We start from the raw sequence: 23,357 nt of genomic DNA on the forward strand, positions 1-23,357 counted from the left end.
AATGAGAAGTAAAACTAACTTCTCCCAGTGATATTTGTTTCGTAATAATAAACCAAAGTTTACAAATACGAAAAAATGAAAAAACCAATTTTAACCTTAGTCTTAATTGTTTTTACAATTCTGACGGCTTACTCCCAGTCTTCTATCAGGGGGCAAGTTTTAGATGAGAACAATGCGCCACTACCCGGAGCATCTGTAGTAATCAAAGGCAGTTCCACTGGTGTTGCCACCGATTTTGACGGCTATTTCAAGATGGATTTACCCAATGGTAATGCAGTCTTGAACGTATCATATATAGGCTATATATCCAAAGAAATTGATATCAATGGGCAATCAAATATCACTATCGCTTTAAAACCGGACTCCCAAGCCCTGGAAGAAGTGGTAGTCACGGCCCTTGGAATTAAAAAAGAAAAGAGAAGAATTGGTTATGCCGTACAAGAAGTAGATGGAGAATCTGTTCAAAAGGCAATAGCTCCAAATGTGGTAGAATCCCTGACGGGAAAAGTTGCCGGATTGACCATAACCAATAATAATGACTTCTTTACGGATCCTGGAATATTCTTAAGAGGCAGTAAACCATTAATAGTCATTGACGGTGTACCAAGCCCAAGTACGGACATGTGGAACATAAGCTCAGATGATATACAAAGCATTTCTGTGCTTAAGGCCGCCTCAGCTTCCGCCTTATATGGGTCTTTAGGTCTTAATGGCGCTGTACAAATTACACTGAAATCTGGGGCCCAAGCCCCAAAAGGCACCTCCGTTTCAGTAAACTCCTCCACAACTTTTCAAACAGACTTCATAAGATATCCCATTCCACAAAATCAATACGGACCTGGTAATGCCGGAATCTATGAATTCGGTACGGGGGCTGCCGGAGGAGGTGGGACAAACGATTTTGATTACTCCATTTGGGGACCAAAATTTGATGGAAGATTGATAAAACAATTTGATTCTCCCATAGACCCAGAAACCGGTGAGCGCATTCCTACTCCATGGGTATCCAGGGCAACTGACAACTTGGGTAGTTTTATGGAGACTGGTATAGTTAGCAATAATAATATTACTGTTCAAACTAATGGGGAAAGAGGAAATTTTACCATATCCAACACTTACAAATATTCAAAAGCCCCAGTACCTGGCGCTAAATTAGATGTAAATACGACACGTCTAAGAGGGCTGTTAAATATTACTGATAGACTTTCATTGGATGGTTCCCTACAATACAACTATCAATACGCTAGTAACCTTCCTCGTTCGACCTACGGACCAGAGTCTCCCATTTACCTTTTGAACATTTGGGGGGGAACACATTTCAATATTGAAAACTTCAAAGATTACTGGGTTGAAGGGCAAGAAAACGTAAAACAGAAATGGGTAGAAAACTGGAGATACAATAACCTTTACGCTCTAGCACATGCTTGGAAACGTCCTTACACCAAAAATGATGTATTAGGTTTCTTGAAACTCAACTACAATTTTAATGAAAATTTAAGTGCTTTTATAAGAACTAGCGCTAATTCTTGGTCCAGAACAAGAGATGAAGAAATTGCTGTAGACTTATATGATTATGACATACCAGATCGAGGTGGCAGATACCGGCACACAGAGGACAACCTTTTTGAATCGAATACCGATTTCTTACTTACCTATAGTAACAGATTTTTCAATAATGACTTTTCAGTAGATGCCACTTTAGGAGGCAACCAACGCTATTTTAGATATAACAATTTCTTTGCCAGTACTACACAACTAATTGTACCCAACGTATTTAAGTTAAGCAACTCCGTTGATCGTGTTACACCTACGAGTTATAAAGAGAAAAAAGGGGTTTATAGTGCTTATGCCACAATGGACCTTGCATATAAAAATCAGTTTTACTTTGGCGTGACCGGTAGAATGGACAACACCTCAACACTACCAAAGAATAACAATTCATTCTTTTATCCCTCAGTATATTTCAGCACAGTATTGACTGATGTCTTTAAACTACCAAGTTTTATTAATTTTCTAAAACTTAGAACAGCTTATGCCAAGGTAGGTGGTGACCTTGGTAATGATTTGGCTGGCGGAAGTAACGGTATTTATTCGGCCATTAACACCTACCAAACCGGAAGTAGGACAAGAAACCTGCCAATAGCCAGTTATCCTGATGTTCTTGACAATCCTAATCTCTCCCCTTCGTACAATACCTCCTACGAGTACGGGATTGAGGGGAAATTCTTCAATAATAGGATAGGTTTTGATTTCTCTTATTTTGAAAATAATTACGGCCCAGAAATATTTGTTCAACAGTTTTCCGAAACGTCCGGGTACAACGGTATTCGATTAAACGGTAGAACCACCCAGAGAAAAGGGGTTGACTTTACAATTAACCTTACACCAGTAAGAAACGATAATTTCAATTGGAATTCTACCATCAATTTTAGTGCTTATAGGGACTATCTTACTTCCTTACCTGCACTACCGGATGGAACACCTCAACTTCAAGATGGACGTGTTCATGTGGGGGGGCGTTTAAATGACTATTTCTATAGCGAATGGGAAAGATCACCAGAGGGCGAATTGGTCATTCAGGAAAACGGAGTGCCTAAAGTAACCGATGTATACCTTAACCAAGGAAACACGCAACCAGATTTCACCTCTAGTGTACTTAATAACCTTGCTTATAAAAATTTATCCCTGTCATTTTTGGTCGATGGCCGCTTTGGCGGGGTAACCTACGATCGTTATGAAAGGGATTTATGGAGGTCAGGTTCACACCCAGATGCCATTCATCCAGAGAGGGAACTTTCAAACATAGCATATGCAGAAGGTACAGACGCACGCACCATGCTTATTGAAGGTGTAAAAATTGTAAGTGGTGAGCTTTCCTATGACCCTGAAGGAAATATAGTCTCGGATACAAGGGTTTTTGAACCTAATGATATCAAAGCAGAATATCAAACCTGGGCTTCTAGATATAAAGCTGCCTGGCAGAATAACAAAATTGAAAAAACCTTTATAAAACTTAGGGAGGTAACCATAACCTATAATCTTCCTAAAAGCTGGTTGGAAAATAGCTTTGTTAAAAATGCCTCCGTTTCATTAGTAGGTAGAAACTTGGCCTACTGGACCAAGGACAAGGACACTTATGCAGACTTGGACACCTACACCCTTACAACGGGCGATACCAATTTACAGTCTCCCGCTCAAAGAACCTATGGTTTCAATTTTAATCTTCAATTCTAACAGCATCCCAATGAAAGCAACAATATCAAAAATTATAGGAGTTTGTCTTCTAATCGCAACAGTAAGTAGCTGTTTAAAATATGATGAGCTAAGGGAAAACCCAAATGACCCAACTGTTGTTCCTCCTAGTCTACTCTTTACAAACGTTACGCCATTGCCTGCATCTGCATTTTCCGGCAATTATAGAGATTCACAATACCATAACGCCATTGCGGCCGATCTTGGAGTTTCGCCTCCTGTAAATTACAGGTATGGTAGTGCCTCCTTTAGTTACGGTCAATTAAGAAATATTGACAAAATGATTGAAGAATCTCAAGTTACAGGTTCCCAAGAATATGCCATACTGGCCAAGTTTCTAAAAGCGTACTACTACGTTGAAATGACAAGAAGAATGGGAGACATCCCTCTTTCCCAAGCTATGTTAGGAGCAGAGAACCCAACACCTTCCTATGACTCCCAGAAACAAGTATACATCCAATGTCTTAATTGGTTGGACGAAGCCAATAGTGAACTAGGTGGCTTTATAGCAGGAAATCCGGCAACGATAATAGCAGGAGATCTTTATTACAATGGAAATCTAAAACAATGGCAAAAGGCCATTAATGCATTTACGGTTCGCGTATTGGTAACCCTAAGCAAAAAAGCTAATGACCCGGACCTTAACATACAAGAAAGGCTGGCCTCCATAGTAAGTAATCCGGATAGATATCCCTTATTCACAGGTCTGGAGGACAATATGCAAATTACGCATAGGGATGAGGATGGTTTTAGGGGCAGCTACAACCCTAATTCACAAATAACGGTTGAATCTGTTGTATATGCTGATGTCTACATAGAACTACTAAAAGAATTTGAGGATCCTAGATTATTCAAAGTGGCGGAGCCTACGCAAAAAGCCATGGAGGCGAATCCTGATAATGATGTAGCGGTAAGAATGAGTTTTGACTCCTATGCCGGGTCTGATATTTCTGAGAATCTTGAAGTCAACGGTGCTAAAAAAAGTGCTGGTGAATTTTCAAAACCAAACGAAGATCGCTATTTGAACTTTACAGGTCAACCATCAATCCTATTGGGCTATGCGGAACAGGAGCTTCTTTTGGCAGAAGCTGCCAACCGAGGATGGATTACCTCAAATGCACAAATGCACTATGAAAATGGTATTAAAGCCTCGATGCAATTCTATAACGTAACAGATGCTGACATTGAAATCTATTTACAGAGCAACTCACCTTACTTAGAGGGGCAAGAAGGTTTAGAAAGAATTCATCAACAATTATACTTGGCCTTTGCAGAAAATTCAAATTGGGAAGCATGGTTTTTACAAAGAAGGACCGGAGTGCCGGAATTTAAGTTTTCAGGTGTAAATGATGTTGAACGATTCCCTGTAAGGTGGGCCTACCCCACTTCGGAAGATACAGATAACAATGAGAATTATAGAGCCGCATTACAGAGTCAATTTGGAGAGGAAGTAGATGATAGAGATCAAATTATGTGGCTAATACAAGAGTAAAAATGTGTTGAGTTAGTTAGTGCCCGGACTTCCATGAATTTCATGGTAACCGGGCCATCAGCCTTTATAGTAAAAAAAACCTTAACTCAGAAATATGAACAGAAGAAACGCTATTAAAAATTTTGGCCTAGGAGCAGGAGCTACTATGGTATCTCCAACCAACTTTGCAGTAAAATCCACACGCAGTAAAAAAAGCATCCTAAAAATTGCACATATCACGGACATTCATATAAGACCGGAAGAGAATGCCCCGGAAAGGTTTTTAAAGTGCATAAAAGAGGTCAAAAATCATAATATAGATTTCTTCTTAAATGGAGGAGATACCATTTACGCAGCAGATTACGATAACATTTCAAGAGAAAGAGTCAACGAGCAATGGGGCATATGGAACGAGTTACGGTCTCGTTTTAAAGAATTTGAGGTTTTCAGCTGCTTGGGAAATCATGATATGTGGTGGGCAGCTCCCAACAAAAATGATTCTATGTATGGAAAAGGTTATGCAGTTGAACAATTGGGAATTAAAAACAGGTTTTACAGTTTTTCTAGAAAAGGGTGGCATTTTGTGGTATTGGATAGCAATAATGAAAATGCTGGTTCTTTGGACGAGGAACAAAGAAAATGGTTAGAAAAAGACCTTGACTCCTTAAATAAAGATACTCCGGTGGTAGTATTATCGCACTATCCTATATTAGGCGTCTGTACAATCATTGATGGTGGGAACCATACGGATAGCAAGTACATAACCGATTTATTTTATAAGCATAGTGACAAAAAATTTCATTGTTTAAGCGGGCATGTTCATCTCTTGGACTCAGCTGTTTATAACAATGCCCATTATTATTGCAATGGAGCGGTAAGTGGATTTTGGTGGGAAAAGGGAGATGCAAACTCTGCCCAAAAATATTGGTATAGGGAAACACCTCCTGGGTATGCCATTCTTGAACTTATGGAGGATGGAACTTTAATTAACACCTATCATACCTACTAATATGAGTAAAAATAACCGTAGGAATTTTTTAAAAAAGGTTGGCCTTGGAAGCACTGCAACACTAGTTACCCCAGAATCCTTTGTATTTAAAGCTAGTGAGCCATTAAAAAACGGTAACAAAGTTCAAATTGGATTTATAACCGATGTTCACCATGGTTTGTGCCCAGATGCTCTGCTGCGTCTAGAAATATTTTTAAACGAGGCTTATTTAAGAGAGCTTGATTTTATTATTCAGGGAGGGGATTTTTGTCATCCGAATGAGCAAGGAAAAGAATGTATAGACTTGTGGAATTCCTTTAGTGGAGATAAGTACCACGTTCTCGGAAACCATGACATGGATAAAGCCACAAAAGCAGAAACGATGGCATTCTATGGAATGGCAAATAGCTATTACTCATTTGACAAGGAAGATTTTCATTTCATTGTCATGGATGGAAACTACATAAAAAAAGATGGTTCCTACCATGATTATGGTCATGCCAACTTTTATATAGAACAAGAAAACAGGAGTCTGGTCCACCCAGACCAAATCGATTGGTTACGAGAGGATCTAGATAAAACCGATAAACCAACGATTATCATTTCGCATCAGGCATTTGATGAAATATGGGACGGTTGGTCATCCCCTAGCCGTTTTTCAGTAAGAAAGGTTATTGATGATGCCAACAATAATGAATTTCAAAAGGTCATTGCATGTTTCTGCGGTCACCATCACTTAGATGCCCATAGTATCATAAATGATGTTCATTATTTTCAAATGAACAGTGCTTCCTACTATTGGGCAGGTAAAGGTTACGGATCCTCCGGTAACATGGCTATTTATGACGAGCCTATTTTTGCCTTTTTAACAATTGATCCTTCCGGAAAAATAGAAATAGAGGGCCGATCAGGTCAATTTCGATCACCTACCCCTCTTGAACTTAATCACCCCGATGCGGCACGCCTTTCAGCATCCATCAATAATAAATCAATACAATTCAACACCAATAAACTTTGAAACTATGATGTCATCCTTCTTAAAAAAAGCAGCCTTTGGTATATTAACCGCTATTTTAATTACTTCTTGTAAAACCCAAAAAGTTGTAAATCAAGAGCCTCTTGCCAAACACGTAATACTAATAGGATCTGATGGTTTTGGGGCCTATGCGTTTGAAAAGGCGAAAGTACCCAATCTTAGAAAGATGATGGAAGAAGGAGCATTCTCCCTTAACGCACGATCAGTATTACCCTCTTCCAGCGCAGTAAATTGGGCTTCTATGATCATGGGCTCCGGCCCAGAACTACATGGTTTTACAGAATGGGGTAGTAAAACCCCGGAATTACCTTCTGCTGTATTAGGTGAAGAAAGTGGACTGTATCCATCAATCTTTAGTTTAATCGATAAACAACTACCCAATGCCAAAAAAGGAGTATCCTATACTTGGGGGGGAATAGGTTACCTTTTTGAAAAAAATATGGTCGATTTGGATTATAATGGACCTGAAGATGAGGAAACAGTAGAAAGGGCTTTAGAATTTATAAATAATGAAAATCCTATTTTTACTTTTATTCATCTTTCACACCCAGATAACGAAGGTCATGAAATTGGTCATGACACTCCACAGTACTATACCGCTGTTGAAAAAATTGACACTCTTATAGGTACTATTATTGAAAATCTGAAAAGCAAAAATATGCTTGAGGACACAATTATTATTTTTAGTTCCGATCATGGAGGGATAGACAAAGGTCATGGTGGCAAAACACTATTGGAAGTAGAAATTCCTTGGATTATATATGGCAAAAACATTCCTAAGAAAGGGAAGTTAAAATCCACAGTGGTTACCTATGATACAGGTGCAACTATCGCAAAAATTTTAGGTTTAAGTATTCCAGAACACTGGAGAGGGAAAGTTATAACAGAGGCACTGGTCAATTAGAACTCTTTGAATAACCCATTTCTAATTTCTAACATCCATCGCTATTGCCTTTAATTTATTTTTTATTCCTTAGTTTACAATAGTTACAGGTCACCTATTAGCAGCTCATTATAATTGAATATTAGTAAATTACATTAAGATAACACTAACCTTACATTTAATATTAAAAACGTTAACTTTTATTAATATTAACGTATCTTAAATCAAACGAAGACATTTGATATTTGCGGCTATTGAACAACCAATAGTTTACAAATACGCAAAATGAAAAAAACCTTACTATTAGCGATTTTTACCTTTTTGGTAACCATTGCAGCAAGTGCCCAGAACAATTTCACGGGTACCGTATTCGATGAAAACAATGTGCCCTTGCCCGGTGCTTCCGTAGTAATAAAAGGAAGTTCTACCGGTGTTGCGACTGACTTTGACGGTAATTTTCAGATTCAACTTCCTAATGGAGATGAGGTTCTTGTAGTTTCATACATTGGCTATGTATCCACCGAACTTAATACCGCCGGAAAATCTTCCGCTACTATTACACTACAACCAGATTCCCAGAAACTTGATGAGGTGGTAGTTACGGCCCTTGGTATTAAAAGGGAGAAAAAATCTTTAGGTTACGCCTCCCAAGAACTAGGCACCGAAGAAGTTACCCAAGCGAGGGAACCTAATCTATTGAACAGTATTTCCGGTAAAGTGGCCGGTCTTCAGGTAACCAATAGCCCCACTGGATTAGGAGGCTCCGCAAGAGTTTCCATTCGCGGGGATGCTTCCTTGAACATCAATGGTAACTCTCCCCTATTTATTATTGACGGTACGCCCATTAGTAATGAAATTGTAGGGTCCAGTGGTTCAGGTACCCAAAGTGTAGATTATGGTAACGGTGCTTCTGAAATAAATCCTCAAGACATTGAGTCCATGAACGTGTTAAAAGGTCCCGCTGCGGCGGCTCTTTACGGATCAAGGGCCGCAAACGGAGCTATCATTATAACCACAAAAAAGGGCAAATCCCAAGGTTCCAAACTGGGGGTGACGGTAAATTCCGGGGTAACGATCGAAAATATACTTATGGTACCTGATTGGCAAAATGAATACGGTCAAGGAAACAACCAACAATTTGAATTTGTTGATGGTAGTGGTTCCGGTATTGCGGATGGTGTTGATGAAAGCTGGGGACCACGTTTAGATACCGGGCTGTTAATTCCCCAATTCGACTCGCCTAGAGCGGATGGTACCCGTGGTGGAGACACCTTTGTAAGCGACGCTCCAATAACGGCCACTCCATGGGTTTCTAACCCTGACAATACTGAAGACTTTTTTGAAACGGGTATCACCAAAACCAACAGTATTGCCGTTTCAAAATCGGGAGAAATGGGTAATATGCGCGTTTCTTATCAAAACTTGGATCAAGAAGGCACCCTTCCCAATACGGACCTAGAGAGAAATAGTTTAAGCTTTACGGGAAGCCTAAATCTCAGCGATAAGATTAAAGTGAATGCCAATTTAAATTATGTCAAGACCGATAGTGACAATAGGCCAGCTGTGGGTTACGGTACCGAAAGTATTATGTATCTCTTCATCTGGTACGGTAGACAGCTAAATACGAACAACTTAAAGGATTACTGGCAACCCGGACTGGAAGGCGTTCAACAGTTTAATTACAATTATAATTACCATGACAACCCTTATTTCACCATGTACGAAAACACCAATGCCCAGGATAAAGACAGGGTATTTGGAAATGTAAGCTTAACCTACGACATTCATAAAAACTGGAGCCTCCTTTTTAGAAGTGGTCGTGATTTTTATCGCGATTTTAGAGAACGAAAAAGAGCTTTCAGTACACAACGTTTCCCTTTTGGAACGTATCAAGAGGATGATGTTTTCTTTGAAGAAAGCAATACGGATTTCTTATTGACCTATGACAATACCTTCAACAAGAAATGGAACGTAAACCTGTCCGTAGGTGGCAACCATTTGCGTCAAAACCAAGACTTCAAGAAAACAGTTGCCCCACAATTGATCAATCCAGGTGTTTACTCGTTTAACAATAGCAGACAAGCGGTTCAAGTATCGTCTGACAATTACGCCAAACGCATTAACAGTCTCTACGGATATGCGCGTTTTGCCTATGACAATGCCATCTTTTTGGATATTACGGGAAGAAATGACTGGTCTAGCACCTTGCCAACCGATAACAATTCTTACTTCTATCCGTCCGCTACACTAAGTGCTGTGGTTAGTGATATGATGGAGAAACTCGATTGGTTATCCTTCTTAAAGCTGAGGGCCGCTTATGCCGAAGTTGGTAATGATACCGACCCTTATCGATTGAGAAGTTTTTATCAAAATGAATCTTCATTTGATGATTCAACTCCTATCTTAACGGAATCGGCCTTGATTCCTAATGCCAATTTGAAACCAGAAATCACGGGTTCTTACGAATTTGGATTGGATCTACGTCTCTTTCAGAGCAGGGCAAATTTTGATTTGACCTATTACGACAGTTCTACCAGAAACCAGATTATCAATATCAGTACCGATATTGCCAGCGGATATTCCAGTCAACTTATTAACGCCGGAGAGGTTCGTAATTATGGTTTTGAGGCCATCGCCAATTTTGTACCGGTAGTCAACGATAATTTTAAATGGAATGCCATTTTCAATTTTGCAACCAACCAAAGTGAGGTTAAAGACCTTGGTGGGGTAGATTTTACCCTTACCAGTGCCAATGGCGCCTATATTCAAGCTAGGGAAGGTGGTTCCATCAGTGCTATTTACGGTAGAGGATTCCAAAGGGTAGAAGATGAAACAAGTCCGTTCTTCGGTCAAAAAATCATCAACAACCAAGGAATTCCGGTTCGTACCGATGATTTGGTTTACCAAGGTGATTATGCTCCGGATTTTACCTTGGGGGTTCAAAACAGTTTTAAATACAAGAATGTTGATTTAGGTTTCTTGATCGATACCAGACAAGGTGGGATTGTTGTCTCAAGAACCAAGACCATTGGTAGTACTTCTGGCCAGCTAATGGAAACATTAGAGGGCCGGGAAACGGGTATCGTTGCGGAAGGTGTTATCAATACGGGTACGGACGAGAACCCCAATTATGTTGAAAACACCATTAATGTAGATGCGAGAACCTACAACAATAGATATTACGAAAGAGATAACGTGGAAGCGGCCAAATACGATGCTTCTTACACCAAATTAAGAGAGGCTTCCATAGGTTACTCTTTCCCGAAGAAAATAACAGACCGTCTATCGCTTACCAACTTACGTTTATCGCTCACAGGCAGAAATTTACTGTTATGGACGGACAACCCGCATTTTGACCCAGAAACGGTAGGTGTTTCCGGCGGAACACTTCAGCCAGGTATCGAGAACATGTCCTACCCCAGCACACGTTCTTTCACCTTCAACCTACAGTTAAGTTTCTAACGTTTCATTGCAAAAAATTAAAGATCATGAAAAAAATAATAGCAGTCCTATCCTTAGTTCTATCAGCCGTAAGTTGTACGGAAGATTTTGAGGAACTGAATATAAACCCCAATTACCCGGCATCTGCACAACCTGAACTCCTTTTACCCGGCATACAACGAGAAATGGCATACAACTGGGGAGACCAAGGTTGGGAAGAAGGCTTCACCGTTGTACAATATGCCGCTAGGCTTCAATTTACAAGTGGGGATACCTACAACTGGTCTCCATCCGGTGACCCTTATGACAATGCTTATGCCTCTTTGAGGGATGTGGAAAACATTCTTAGGGATACTAAAGATGTAGAAGAAGCCCAAAACTATTATGGTGTTGCCCTAGTGATGAAATCTTGGATTTACTCCTACCTTACGGATGCTTATGGCGAAGTACCCTATACGGAGGCAACCCAAGGTATTAGCGAAGGTAATATTACGCCTGTCTTTGATGACCAAGAAACGATTTACGATGGTATTTTGTCAGATTTGGAGACAGCAAACACCGTTTTGGCGGGTCAAAGTAATATTTCAGGAGATATTTTCTATGATGGAGATATAGCCAAGTGGCAAAAATTCGCCAACTCCTTGCGTCTTCGTTTACTGCTACGAATTAGTGATGTAGCCAACGCCAAAGCGGTGTCAGGAATGCAACAAATAGTGGGTGATCCAACTACTTATCCAATTTTTGAAGGTAATGAAGATATGGCCCTAGTACAATGGAACGCTCTCAACCCACAACCAAAATATGAAACAAGGTCGGGTAGTTTTGATGAAGTTCGATTAAGCCAAACATTGGAAACAAGGCTAAAAGAGTTGAACGACAATCGTTTGGTTGTTTTTGCCCAACCCACAACTGCTTCTGAGAAAGGCATCTATTCCGATAATTTTGACGATTATGTAGGGATGCCTAACGGGTTGGATGATGAAGCTGCATTGGGTTACAGCCCAAGCGGCAATCCTGAAGAATCAGGGTCCAATTATATTTCTAGATTAGGAATTCTGTTGGCTTGTAGAGCCTGTAATCCGGAGCAAGCCTCTGCTACCGCTTCTCAAACCATTATTATGAGCTATTCAGAATTACAGTTTATTCTAGCCGAAGCCAGGGAAAATGGATGGATTTCCGTGGGTGATGCGGCAGCGTATTACGAAAACGGTATTCGTGCTTCTTTTGACTATTATACCCAACGGGTTACCGCTGGTGGGTGGTCTGAAATTGCGACTGCCATGCAAGCGACCGATTTGGATGCTTACATTGCACAAGAGAAGGTAGTCTATTCGGGGGCAACTGAGGAAAAACTGGAAAAAATAGCACTTCAAAAGTGGATTGCTCTATTCTACACCGGTTTTGAAGGATGGTCCGATTGGAGGAGAACCGGTATGCCAGAAGTTACGCCTGGCCCAGATTCTGCCAATGATATGAGGGTTCCTGTACGTTTTCAATATCCAAACTCGGTAAAGTCAACAAATAACACCAATTATGAAGCGGCCGTTTCCAGACAAGGAGCAGATGACATTAACACTAGACTTTGGTGGGATGTTGATTAAACCAACTGTTCAAAAAACAATCAAGGCGACCATAGTACTTTGTGTACTATGGTCAACTTGCATAAATGCCCAAACACAAGCCATAAAAGGAATTGAGCATGTAGTTGTCATAGGTTTTGATGGTTTGAGTCCCGATGGATTACAAACGGCCAAAACTCCCACTTTTGACCGTCTCATCGCTGAAGGTGCTTCCACCATGCACGCAAGAGCCGTTTTACCCACCAGCTCTAGCAGTAATTGGGCCTCGATGATCATGGGGGCAGGACCCGAACAGCACGGCATTACCTCCAACGCATGGGAGCGGGATAATTTTACCTTGCCTGCGGTCACCCAAAATGAAGATTTTCTTTTCCCCACTATTTTTAAGTTGATAAAAGACCAATTAAACCATGCCGAAGTGGGTGCTATTTACCACTGGGGAGGTTTCGGTCGACTATTTGAAAAAAGTGCGGTGGATTATGATATAAACCCGGAGTCGGAAGAAAAAACGGCCCAAGTCGCATCTGAATATATCAAAACCCAGCAGCCTAAATTTACTTTTATTCACTTTGATCATGTAGACCATGCCGGGCATGCTTTTGGTCACGGTACCCTGCATTATTATAAGTCCGTTGAAAAAGCCGATGTACTTTTAAAAGAAGTTCTGCAAGCCATAGAAACAAGTGAAATGGCGGCAAACACCTTAGTCATTGTCAGTTCGGACCACGGCGGTTTAGGCACCGGCCACGGTGGGGAGTCGCTTCAAGAAGTTGAGATTCCTTTTATCGCTTGGGGACCATCGGTAAAAAAAGGGTATACCATACAACACCCTGTGTACCAATATGACAATGCAGCTACGGTAGCCTATGCCATGGGAATAGAAACCCCTCGTGCATGGATCGGCAAACCTATTCAGTCGGCCTTTGAAGGCTTTGAAGAAACGGATTCCTACCCGATATTGGTGCAGCTGAAAGAACCTGTGATTCACCCTAAAGCCGAAGGGTATAAAAAAGCGGGTGCTCTCTTCACGGATAAGGCCGAAGTTAAAATTGAAAACCCCAACCAAGGAGGTGAAATCAGGTTTACAACGGATGGTGGTTTTCCAACAGCTTCCTCTCAAATTTATGAAGGTCCATTTATCTTAAGTAACAACTCAATCATAAAAAGTGCAGTTTTTGAAAATGGAAAAATAAGAAGTTTGGTAGCGGAGGCCTATTTCAGAATTAAAAAGGAAGCAACTGAAAAACCGGTAAAATATGAGCTTTTCTATTTGAAAGACTTAACTTTTATACCAGAATTGAAAAACAAAAAGCCTGACCTTACCGGACACCTTTTTGAAATTACGTCTGATGAGTTGGGCGATAAAATAAAATCGAACACGGCAGTACGATTTACCTCAGAATTTCAAGTGCCTGATATTGACAGTTACCGATTTTACATTCGTTCTGATGATGGTAGCAAACTTTTGATCGACGGTAAGCTTGTGGTAGATAACGACGGAGACCACGGGGTAAAGGAAAAAAGCGGACAAATTCTTTTAAAGGCCGGCACCCACCAAATTGAAGTGCTTTGGTTCAACGGCGGCGGTGATGGTTGGTTGGATGTTTTTATTGAAAACGGAAAAATGAGCAAACAAATACTGTCAACAAAGCAACTTCAAAAAACAACGGAATGAGACCAACAAAGCTCCTTTTGATTTTCCTTCTGACTACCTGTTTGTATTCAATTGCCCAAGAACAACTTCCGGCATGGCAAGAAGGTATGATGGATATCCACCATATCAATACGGGGCGTGGCGATGCAGCCTTTGCTATTCTTCCTGATGGAACCACTCTTTTGATAGACGCCGGAGATATGTCCGAGACAAGGCCTAGAACTCTTTCGGTCAGAAATGCAGAATTGGTTCCAAATCGTTCTAAAAATGCCATGGAATGGATTGTGGACTATATCCAACAATTTCATCCACTTAGGGAGAAAGGCGTTTTAGACTACGCCCTGATTACACATTATCACGATGACCATTTTGGGGAAATGGATTCCGAAAGGAAAAAGGTTAAGGAAGGTTACTTTTTAACGGGTTTAGTAGAAGTGGGGCACCACTTGCCTATTCACACAATAATTGACCGGGGAAGTGATTTTCCCATCGACCTGAAAAAACCCGAAATACAGGCCAAATTGAGTAGAAATGATGAATTTGGCATGATAGCGACCCTGAATAATCTCTGGAATTTTATCGACTTTCATTCCCAAAAGAATGGGATGACCCATGAGACGCTTAAGGCTGGAGCTCAAAATCAAATAGCGCTTCGTAAAAAGCATGGTTCATTTCCTGATTTTAGTATTCGAAATATCGCCGTAAACGGAAAGGTCTGGACAGGGGAAAAGAACACTACCTTTTCCGTATTTCAAGAAGGTAATTACCCTGGGGAAAATCCGTTAAGCACCTGTATCAAAATTTCCTACGGTCCCTTTGACTACTTTACAGGCGGTGATGTGAGCGGAATAGGGCCTTTTGGTGCAACGGACTTCAGTTCCATGGAATCTCACATTGCGCCAGTAGTCGGCCCGGTAGATGTAGCTACTCTCAACCATCACGGCAATAGAGATTCTCAAAGCACCGAATATGTGCGAACCGTGAGACCTCGGGTATGGATACAACAGAACTGGTCTTCTGACCATCCCGGAGAAGAAGTTTTAAGACGTATTACCTCAAAAGAACTATACCCTGGCGAAAGGGATATTTTTTCTACGGTCATGCTACAGCCCCTCAAAGATGTTATCGGAGGCCGATTGGATCAATACAAAAGCCAAAACGGCCACGTAGTCTTAAGGGTTTATGAAAAGGGAAATAAATACGAAATTTTTATTTTAAACGACCGCTCCGAGAAACGAGAAATAATAGCACAGCACGGACCTTATGAATCAAGATGACGAAAATAAAATTGGCCTGAACAAGCGAACTGAGGGTGATATCAACTTTACCCCTGAGAGAGCTAAATGGATGGCGGAAGAAGTAAGTGAAAGAGCCAAAGCCCTTTTAGAAAAAGACGCTCGATACTTTCTGCATCAGTCACTTTCTAGTCCGTGTTTAGATATTCTACATCATTGTGAAGGGCCACATATCGAAAATATTGACGGTAAAAAATACCTTGATTTTCATGGAAACAATGTACACCAACTGGGCTTTTCGCACCCGAAATTGGTTAAAAAACTGAACGAGCAGTTAAACTCGCTCACCTTTTCTACACGAAGATATACCAACGAAACTGCCATTAACTTTGCAGAAAAATTGGCCTCTTTATTACCTTCGGATTTAAACCGCACCTTAATGACTCCCAACGGCAGCAGCGCCATTGGAATTGCCCTTAAGCTGGCAAGAGCGGTAACAGGTAGGTTTAAAGTGGTTTCCTTTTGGGATTCTTTTCATGGGGCCTCGCTCGATGCCATTGGCGTAGGAGGCGAAGCTGTTTTTAGGGAATATATGGGCCCACTAATGCCCGGCGTTGAGCGCATTCCGCCTCCTGTGACCTATCGCGGCATTTACGAAAACAATGAGCAAAAGTGCTTGGAGTACATGGAGTACGTTTTTGCCAAAGAAGGAGATATTGGTGCTTTTCTGGCTGAAACCGTTCGAAATACCGATGTGCAAATACCTTCGAAATCTTTTTGGCAAGAAGCCCGAAAGCTTTGTGATACATACGGTGTACTATTAATTCTTGATGAAATACCTATTGCTTTGGGAAGAACCGGTAAAATGTTCGCTTTTGAGCATTTTGACATAGAACCTGATATTCTTTGCCTTGGCAAGGGTCTAGGCGGTGGTATTTTTCCGCAAGCGGCGATGGTCACCAGAGATTCCTATAATAAATTCGGAGACATTTCATTGGGTCACTACACCCATGAAAAAAGTCCGTTGGGAGCCTTGGCCGCCCTGACTACCATAGAAATAATCGAAGAAGAACGGTTACTTGAAAAGAGCCAAAAAGATGCCGTTTTCATGAAAGAAGAATTAAGGAAACTGCAAGCAAAACATTCCCTAATTGGGGATATCCGGGGTGCCGGACTACTTTGGGGCGTAGAATTAGTAAAAGATAGAAATACCAAGGAAAAAGCTATTCTAGAAGCAGAAAAAGTGATGTATTACTGCCTTAAAAACGGACTTAGCTTTAAAGTATCTGCAGGCAATGTGTTACAATTAGCACCCGCCCTCACCATATCAAGAGAAGAACTAAAAAAAGCCATTGGCATTATTGGCAATGCATTAGAACAACTATAAACCAAACTACCTAAAATGAAAAACAAGATTACCTTAGTACTGCTACTCTTAGTGTGTGCACTACAAGCACAAAAACCCACCCCAGAATTTGTGATACACCCCTTTTTACAAGATGCTACCCCCAATTCTATTATTATTAAATGGGAAACTTCGCATGGCGAAGAAAGCATCGTAGAATGGGGCACCAGTTCCAAACTAGGAAAGAAAGCAAACGGCATTTCCTACGATATCAACTTTAGTTCTTCCCGCATTCATGAAGTGAAAATAGGAGGTTTAAAAAGGTTCACTACCTACTTTTACCGGGTTCGTACGGGCAAATTGGTTTCCGATATCTTTCAGTTTAAAACCCCTCCTTTTGGCAGTGACAATCAATCATTCAACATGTTGGCCATGAGCGATATGCAGATTGACGGGCAATTTCCTGACAAGTTTTCTGAAATCGTTAATGAAGGTATACTCCCGTTCCTCAAAAATGAATATGGTGATGAAGTACCTCAAAACCTGGCCTTGGTGATGATTCCCGGTGACTTGGTTTCTGACGGTACTAACTATAGCCACTGGACCGACCATTTTTTTGAACCATCCAAAAATCTCTTTGCTGAAGTACCCGTGTATCCGGTTTTAGGAAATCACGAGAAGAACACCACCTACTATTTCAAGTATTTTAGTCTTCCGGAAAACGGGACCCCTGCCTATGCAGAGCACTGGTGGTATAAAGATTATGGCAACGTTCGAATTATTGGACTTGATTCCAATGATGGTTTCCGTAATATTCAAAAACAATACGATTGGCTTCAGGAGGTATTGAACGATGCTGAAAAAAATGAGGATATCGATTTTGTCTTCGCCCAATTACACCATCCGCATAAATCGGAATTATGGATTCCCGGAGAAGAAGAGTCCACCGGTAAGGTGGTAAAGATGTTGGAAACGTTCACGGACAAAACCGGAAAACCCAGTCTTCACTTTTTTGGCCACACCCACGGCTATTCAAGGGGGCAGTCTAAAGACCATAAACACCTGTGGGTAAATGTAGCCAGTGCTGGTGGGGCCATTGACAATTGGGGTGAATTTGAGGGCCGCGACTACGATGAATTTACCGTTACCCAAGACGAATACGGTTTTGTGATGGTTGAGGTAGACGCCAACCCTTCACAACCTAAATTCACTTTGAAAAGAATAAGCAGGGGCAATGAAAATATTTTTAGGAACAACGAAAAGACCGATGAAATTACCATCTATGCCAAACAGCGTAAACCCAACACCCCAGAGGCGGTGAAAATAAATTCCGGCGTGGCTATTACTGGAGCCATGTTGAAAGCAAAACCATTTACTTCCAATTTTGAAGGGGCATATCACGATGCATCTCACTGGCAAGTAGCCACAGACAAGGAATTCAAAAAATTGGTTTTGGACAGTTGGAAGCAGTCGGAAAACTGGTATTATCTTGAGAATCGTCAAAAAGATGATGATTTGACAGATGAGCCTACCAAAAGGCTTTCAGCAAATACCGTCTATTATTGGCGCGTACGTTACCGAGACCAAAACCTCAACTGGAGTGATTGGTCTGCAACCGAAACCTTTAAAACCGAAGCCCAATGAAAAAGTTGACCATCACCCTTACCCTGCTAATTATTAGCTCGCTAAACCTTTTTGCACAGGAAGATACCAAAGTAGTTTTAATCACACTGGATGGTTTTCGTTGGCAAGAGCTATTTACAGGAGCAGATCCGCTTTTGGTGGCCAACAACGAATATGTTCATGACACCACAGACTTAAAAACTCGGTTTTGGAGCGAAAATGCAGAAAAAAGAAGAAAAACGCTTTTACCTTTTATTTGGAACGAAGTTTCCCAAATGGGTGAAATTCACGGAAACAGAGCTTTAGGGAGCAAGGTGAACCTCACAAATAGCATGTGGTTTTCGTATCCGGGATATCATGAAATTCTCAGTGGTTTTGCAGATGACGAACGTATTACCAGCAATGCCAAAATGAACAATCCCAATGCTACAATACTGGAACTTGCCAATAACGATTCGCGGTACAAAGGGAAGGTTATTGCTTTTGCTAGCTGGGATGTTTTTCCCTTTATCATAAACGAAGAACGCTCCGGTGTACCGGTCAATGCCGGTTTTGAAATAGCCAAGGGTGATAAGCTGACCGATAAGGAAGTTTTTCTCAATCAAATGCAGCCTAAAGTTCCCAGTCCATGGGGTTCGGTACGGTTAGATGCCTTTACGCATTACTATGCCTTGGAGAACATGCAAAAGGAACACCCTCGCTTGGTGTACGTGGCTTATGGTGAAACGGACGATTTTGCCCATGACGGGGAATACGATGCCTATTTAAAATCTGCCCAGCAGACCGATGCCATGATCAAGGAACTTTGGGACTTTACCCAAAATGACCCTTTTTACAAAGACCAAACCTTGTTCATTATAACAACCGACCATGGCCGTGGGACTGACCCCTTAAAATCTTGGAAAGACCACGGCAGTAAAGTAAAAAACGCGGGGGATGTCTGGATGATTTTATTTGGAAAAGGAGTTTCTGGAAAAGGGGAGGTTGCTCAAAAAGAACAATTGTACACTACCCAAATTGCTCCCACTATTCTTGAAACTTTAAAAATTAGCTACGACAAAGAAAATATTCAAGGTAAACCTTTAATGTCAAACAATTAAAAAGATAGTTTTATAATCATTGCTTGATATTCAATTAACCTTGATCAAGCTGTTATAAGCGACTTTTGTCACGGATTATATGAGTTAGTCTAGTTTGAGTTAGTTAGAAAAAAACCGGTGTGTCTCATACACCGGTTTTGTCTTTTTAAGCAAGGTCCATTAATGTTAATGACATATAAGAAAAGTAAACATGACCTTTATCTAACAATTAATTAATCAAGCGTTTACAACTTGGTTAAGTTAATTTTGCAAAATTTGGAGTACCCTATTTTCATGCTTATGAAGCTAATAGTAGTCTACTTGTCCACCCTTTTGGTCAACTTCTTTATCTCGCGACTAAGAAGCTACTTTTCGCCTCTTAAGTTCAAGAAAATCAAGAAACCCCCTTTCCAATCCGTTACATGAAAAAAAGACCCGTTGACATTGTGGTCATTTCCGATGTGCATTTGGGCACATACGGTTGCCATGCCAAGGAACTCATCAAATATCTTAAATCGATCAAACCCAAACAGGTGGTACTCAATGGAGATATCATCGATATATGGCAGTTCAGCAAAAGGTATTGGCCTAAATCACATATGAAAGTGGTCAAACTTCTTATGGAGTGGATTGCCAAAGGAGTGAAAGTACATTACATTACGGGCAATCATGATGAAATGCTACGAAAATTCGTGGGTTTTCAATTGGGCTCCTTTAGTATTGTAAACAAATTGGTATTGAACGTTCACGGCAAAAAAGCTTGGATTTTTCATGGTGATGTTTTTGATGTAACCATGCAACATTCCAAATGGCTGGCCAAATTAGGTGCCATTGGTTATGATACACTTATCCTTTTAAATAGGGGAGTGAATTTTTGTTATAAGAAATTAGGTCGAGGTCCTGTTTCCATGAGTAAAAAAATTAAAAATGGAGTGAAGTCTGCCGTTAAGTTCATCAATAACTTTGAACAAACAGCAGCCGATATTGCCATAGAAAATGAGTTTGACTATGTTATTTGCGGACACATTCATCAGCCTGAAATAAAAACAATTAAGACTGATAACGGCTCCGTGAAGTATTTAAATTCTGGCGATTGGATAGAAAACCTGACTTCTCTGGAGTATGCCAAGGGAAAATGGAGCCTTTACCAGTTTGAAGAAGATGCGCAGCTTATGAGTTCCGATCCTGAAGTTAATGACCCCTCGGAAATGCTTGAAAAAAAAGCGCTTTTCGAGAGTCTTTTGGCTGAATTCAATAGCATGTCCGCATCAAAAACAACCAAATAATTCCATTACCAAATATTGCTTTGAAATGAAAGTGCTTTATGCAATACAAGGAACGGGCAATGGACATTTAAGTCGAGCAAGAGACGTTATTCCTGCCCTTCAAAAACAGAATATTGAATTAGACCTATTGGTTAGTGGCACCCAAGCGGATATTCCATTACCCTATCCCGTAAAATACCAATTGGGCGGATGGAGCTTTATCTTTGGAAAAAAGGGTGGCGTAGATATGTGGCGCACCTATGTAAGGACCAACTCCCACAGGTTGCAGAAAGAAATAAGAACCATTCCCGTTCAAGATTATGATTTGGTCATCAATGATTTTGAACCTGTTTCTGCCTGGGCCTGCAAATTAAAGAACAAGCCCTGCATTTCCCTAAGTCATCAGGCGGCAGTGATAGCTCCAAACGCGCCAAAACCCAAAAAGAACGACCCCTTAGGTAAGCTAATTTTGGCTAAATACGCGCCTACAACAAAACAGTACGGTTTTCACTTTAGAAAATATGATGATCAAACCTACACCCCCATCATTAGGCAAGAGATAAGAAATACTACCCGTACTATGGGCAATCACTATACGGTATACCTACCTTCCTATAGTGATGAGAAAATACTTCATGTCCTTTCCAATATTAAAAACACTTATTGGGAAGTCTTTTCCAAGCATAACGACACTAAGTTTTTCTGGAAAAACATGACCATTAGCCCTATAAATAATGAGGCTTTTATTAAAAGTATGGCCAGCAGCAAAGGAGTTCTTTGTGGCGCAGGGTTTGAAACTCCAGCGGAAGCCCTACACATGCAAAAAAAGTTAATGGTCATTCCTATGAAAAGTCAATACGAACAGCAATGCAATGCTGCCGCCTTAAAGGAGTTGGGCGTACCGGTTATAAAATCCCTAAAGCTCAAACATCTAGATAAAATTCGTGATTGGATAGACGGTGAGTATAAACTAGACATTCATTATCCGGATATTACGGAACAAATAATTAATCGTGTGCTTCAAGAAAACTATGCAGGAAAAACAAGTCAAGCTATTTAATGCTGCATTCCAAAAGTAAAAAAGACGGTGCTCCCATCGATAAAAACGCATTTCCTAAAGACTTCGTTTGGGGCGTTTCTACTGCTGCCTATCAAATTGAAGGGGCTTATAATACCGACGATAAGGGATCTTCCATCTGGGATAAATTTGTGACAAAAAAAGGTGCAATCTACGGTGGCCAAACCGCCCAGGTAGCTTGTGACTTTTATCATCGTTATCAAGAAGACATCTTGTTGATGAAATCAATGAACATTAAAAACTTCCGGTTTTCCTTGGCATGGACGAGAATCATTCCCGATGGGGAAGGAATTGTAAGTCAGGCAGGCATCGATTTCTATAACAGAATAATTAATTTTTGTCTGGAGCAGGATATTGTTCCTTGGGTTACTCTTTATCATTGGGATTTGCCCCAAGCCTTAGAAAATAAGGGCGGATGGAGCAACCGAGAAATACTCCAATGGTTTGAAAATTATGTGGAGGTATGCACTAAAGCATTTGGCGACCGAGTAAAAAATTGGATGGTGTTAAATGAACCTATGGTTTTTACTGGTGCAGGCTACTTTTTAGGGGTGCACGCTCCTGGAAAAAAAGGCCTACAGAATTTCTTACCTGCCGTACATTATGCTACTTTAAGCCAAGCTCTTGGCGGAAGGATCATTCGAAAAAATGTGCCCAATGCCCATATTGGCACTACCTTTTCCTGTTCACAAATAACTCCGAATTCCAACGAGAAGAAAGATTTGAGGGCCGCCGAAAAAGCCGATGCCTTATTGAATCGCTTATTTGTTGAACCTACACTTGGCTTAAGTTACCCGGTTGAAAGTGTTCCTATACTTGAGAAAATTAAGAAATACATACAGCCAGGTGATATGGAAAGCTGTGTGTTCGATTTTGATTTTATAGGCATTCAGAATTATACTCGCGAGGTGGTGAGGCATAGTTATACCGTACCCTACTTGAGGGCAAAAATTGTAAAAGCTACCAAACGCAAGGTGCAGACCACTTTGATGGATTGGGAAGTATACCCGCCGAGTATTTACGAAATGATTACCAAATTCAGTGCCTACGAAAAAATTAAAAAAGTTATTGTGACCGAAAACGGCGCCGCTTTTGAAGACCGATTGAACCATGAAGGTGAGGTGAACGACCTACAGCGTACGAAGTATTTACAAGATTATATCGGTCAAGTACATAGAGCCACCAAAGAGAACAAAAAAGTAGCGGGTTATTTTGTGTGGACATTCACCGATAATTTTGAATGGGCAGAAGGTTACTACCCAAGATTTGGACTCGTTCGTATTGATTTTAAAACACAAAAAAGAACGGTAAAGGCCTCCGGAAAATGGTACCGTTCATTTTTAAAGGAGTCCAAAGTTCTTGCGAATCAAGAAAAAAATATCCTCTCAAACTAAGGCAATCCAAATTCCGGCTATCCTTAAAAACCA

15 protein-coding genes are annotated in these 23,357 nt (G+C 40.7%); all 15 read left to right on the top strand.

All coding sequences use genetic code 11. The features are described 5' to 3' along the window. Nucleotides 1–75 precede the first annotated feature (75 nt). Nucleotides 76–3,234, top strand: a complete 3,159-nt coding sequence (locus BIZ36_RS11135) for a SusC/RagA family TonB-linked outer membrane protein (RefSeq protein WP_187457986.1) — start codon at nucleotides 76–78, stop codon at nucleotides 3,232–3,234. A 10-nt stretch (nucleotides 3,235–3,244) separates the two neighbouring features. Continuing rightward, the gene (locus BIZ36_RS11140; protein ID WP_187457987.1) at nucleotides 3,245–4,744 is read left to right on the top strand and encodes a SusD/RagB family nutrient-binding outer membrane lipoprotein; all 1,500 of its coding nucleotides are present in this window, start codon (nucleotides 3,245–3,247) and stop codon (nucleotides 4,742–4,744) included. Between the two features lie 94 nt (nucleotides 4,745–4,838). Then, nucleotides 4,839–5,732, top strand: a complete 894-nt coding sequence (locus tag BIZ36_RS11145) for a metallophosphoesterase family protein (protein WP_187457988.1) — start codon at nucleotides 4,839–4,841, stop codon at nucleotides 5,730–5,732. A gap of 1 nt (nucleotide 5,733) precedes the next feature. After that, a complete protein-coding gene (locus BIZ36_RS11150; RefSeq protein WP_187457989.1) occupies nucleotides 5,734–6,729 on the top strand; it encodes a metallophosphoesterase family protein in 996 nt (331 codons plus the stop codon). 4 nt (nucleotides 6,730–6,733) lie between these two features. Continuing rightward, a complete protein-coding gene (locus BIZ36_RS11155; protein WP_187457990.1) occupies nucleotides 6,734–7,651 on the top strand; it encodes an alkaline phosphatase family protein in 918 nt (305 codons plus the stop codon). Between the two features lie 264 nt (nucleotides 7,652–7,915). After that, on the top strand, nucleotides 7,916–11,092 hold the full coding sequence (locus tag BIZ36_RS11160; protein ID WP_187457991.1) for a SusC/RagA family TonB-linked outer membrane protein: 3,177 nt from the start codon (nucleotides 7,916–7,918) through the stop codon (nucleotides 11,090–11,092). Between the two features lie 26 nt (nucleotides 11,093–11,118). Then, nucleotides 11,119–12,672 (top strand): SusD/RagB family nutrient-binding outer membrane lipoprotein, encoded by a 1,554-nt coding sequence (locus tag BIZ36_RS11165; RefSeq protein ID WP_187457992.1) that lies wholly within the window; start codon nucleotides 11,119–11,121, stop codon nucleotides 12,670–12,672. Continuing rightward, nucleotides 12,605–14,326: an alkaline phosphatase family protein gene (locus BIZ36_RS11170; protein WP_187457993.1), complete on the top strand. Its 1,722-nt coding sequence runs from the start codon at nucleotides 12,605–12,607 to the stop codon at nucleotides 14,324–14,326. The genes BIZ36_RS11165 and BIZ36_RS11170 overlap by 68 nt, the downstream gene beginning before the upstream one ends. Continuing rightward, complete coding sequence (locus BIZ36_RS11175) at nucleotides 14,323–15,582, top strand: ComEC/Rec2 family competence protein (RefSeq protein WP_187457994.1); 1,260 nt, start codon at nucleotides 14,323–14,325, stop codon at nucleotides 15,580–15,582. Before BIZ36_RS11170 ends, BIZ36_RS11175 begins: the two co-directional genes overlap by 4 nt. Then, nucleotides 15,569–16,927 carry a (R)-1-hydroxy-2-aminoethylphosphonate ammonia-lyase gene (pbfA, locus tag BIZ36_RS11180; protein WP_187457995.1) on the top strand — a complete coding sequence of 453 codons (1,359 nt, stop codon included), beginning with the start codon at nucleotides 15,569–15,571 and terminating at the stop codon, nucleotides 16,925–16,927. Before BIZ36_RS11175 ends, pbfA begins: the two co-directional genes overlap by 14 nt. A 15-nt stretch (nucleotides 16,928–16,942) precedes the next feature. Next, nucleotides 16,943–18,529, top strand: coding sequence for a purple acid phosphatase family protein (locus BIZ36_RS11185; RefSeq protein WP_187457996.1), 1,587 nt, complete (start codon nucleotides 16,943–16,945; stop codon nucleotides 18,527–18,529). Next, nucleotides 18,526–19,608 carry a phosphoglyceromutase gene (locus BIZ36_RS11190; protein ID WP_187457997.1) on the top strand — a complete coding sequence of 361 codons (1,083 nt, stop codon included), beginning with the start codon at nucleotides 18,526–18,528 and terminating at the stop codon, nucleotides 19,606–19,608. Before BIZ36_RS11185 ends, BIZ36_RS11190 begins: the two co-directional genes overlap by 4 nt. A gap of 401 nt (nucleotides 19,609–20,009) precedes the next feature. Beyond that, on the top strand, nucleotides 20,010–20,873 hold the full coding sequence (locus BIZ36_RS11195) for a UDP-2,3-diacylglucosamine diphosphatase (protein ID WP_187457998.1): 864 nt from the start codon (nucleotides 20,010–20,012) through the stop codon (nucleotides 20,871–20,873). A gap of 25 nt (nucleotides 20,874–20,898) precedes the next feature. After that, on the top strand, nucleotides 20,899–21,912 hold the full coding sequence (locus BIZ36_RS11200) for a glycosyltransferase family protein (protein ID WP_187457999.1): 1,014 nt from the start codon (nucleotides 20,899–20,901) through the stop codon (nucleotides 21,910–21,912). Beyond that, nucleotides 21,912–23,324 (top strand): GH1 family beta-glucosidase, encoded by a 1,413-nt coding sequence (locus tag BIZ36_RS11205; protein ID WP_187458000.1) that lies wholly within the window; start codon nucleotides 21,912–21,914, stop codon nucleotides 23,322–23,324. The genes BIZ36_RS11200 and BIZ36_RS11205 overlap by 1 nt, the downstream gene beginning before the upstream one ends. Nucleotides 23,325–23,357: the final 33 nt, after the last annotated feature.

The sequence above is a fragment of the Cytophaga sp. FL35 genome (genome assembly GCF_014349235.1).
GTDB lineage: Bacteria > Bacteroidota > Bacteroidia > Flavobacteriales > Flavobacteriaceae > Euzebyella.

Coding starts and splice junctions, on each gene's coding strand:
- BIZ36_RS11135 (WP_187457986.1), top strand. CDS start 76: ATGAAAAAACCAATTTTAACCTTAGTCTTAATTGTTTTTACAATTCTG.
- BIZ36_RS11145 (WP_187457988.1), top strand. CDS start 4,839: ATGAACAGAAGAAACGCTATTAAAAATTTTGGCCTAGGAGCAGGAGCT.
- BIZ36_RS11200 (WP_187457999.1), top strand. CDS start 20,899: ATGAAAGTGCTTTATGCAATACAAGGAACGGGCAATGGACATTTAAGT.
- pbfA (WP_187457995.1), top strand. CDS start 15,569: ATGAATCAAGATGACGAAAATAAAATTGGCCTGAACAAGCGAACTGAG.
- BIZ36_RS11170 (WP_187457993.1), top strand. CDS start 12,605: ATGAAGCGGCCGTTTCCAGACAAGGAGCAGATGACATTAACACTAGAC.
- BIZ36_RS11205 (WP_187458000.1), top strand. CDS start 21,912: ATGCTGCATTCCAAAAGTAAAAAAGACGGTGCTCCCATCGATAAAAAC.
- BIZ36_RS11160 (WP_187457991.1), top strand. CDS start 7,916: ATGAAAAAAACCTTACTATTAGCGATTTTTACCTTTTTGGTAACCATT.
- BIZ36_RS11155 (WP_187457990.1), top strand. CDS start 6,734: ATGATGTCATCCTTCTTAAAAAAAGCAGCCTTTGGTATATTAACCGCT.
- BIZ36_RS11175 (WP_187457994.1), top strand. CDS start 14,323: ATGAGACCAACAAAGCTCCTTTTGATTTTCCTTCTGACTACCTGTTTG.
- BIZ36_RS11140 (WP_187457987.1), top strand. CDS start 3,245: ATGAAAGCAACAATATCAAAAATTATAGGAGTTTGTCTTCTAATCGCA.
- BIZ36_RS11185 (WP_187457996.1), top strand. CDS start 16,943: ATGAAAAACAAGATTACCTTAGTACTGCTACTCTTAGTGTGTGCACTA.
- BIZ36_RS11190 (WP_187457997.1), top strand. CDS start 18,526: ATGAAAAAGTTGACCATCACCCTTACCCTGCTAATTATTAGCTCGCTA.
- BIZ36_RS11195 (WP_187457998.1), top strand. CDS start 20,010: ATGAAAAAAAGACCCGTTGACATTGTGGTCATTTCCGATGTGCATTTG.
- BIZ36_RS11165 (WP_187457992.1), top strand. CDS start 11,119: ATGAAAAAAATAATAGCAGTCCTATCCTTAGTTCTATCAGCCGTAAGT.
- BIZ36_RS11150 (WP_187457989.1), top strand. CDS start 5,734: ATGAGTAAAAATAACCGTAGGAATTTTTTAAAAAAGGTTGGCCTTGGA.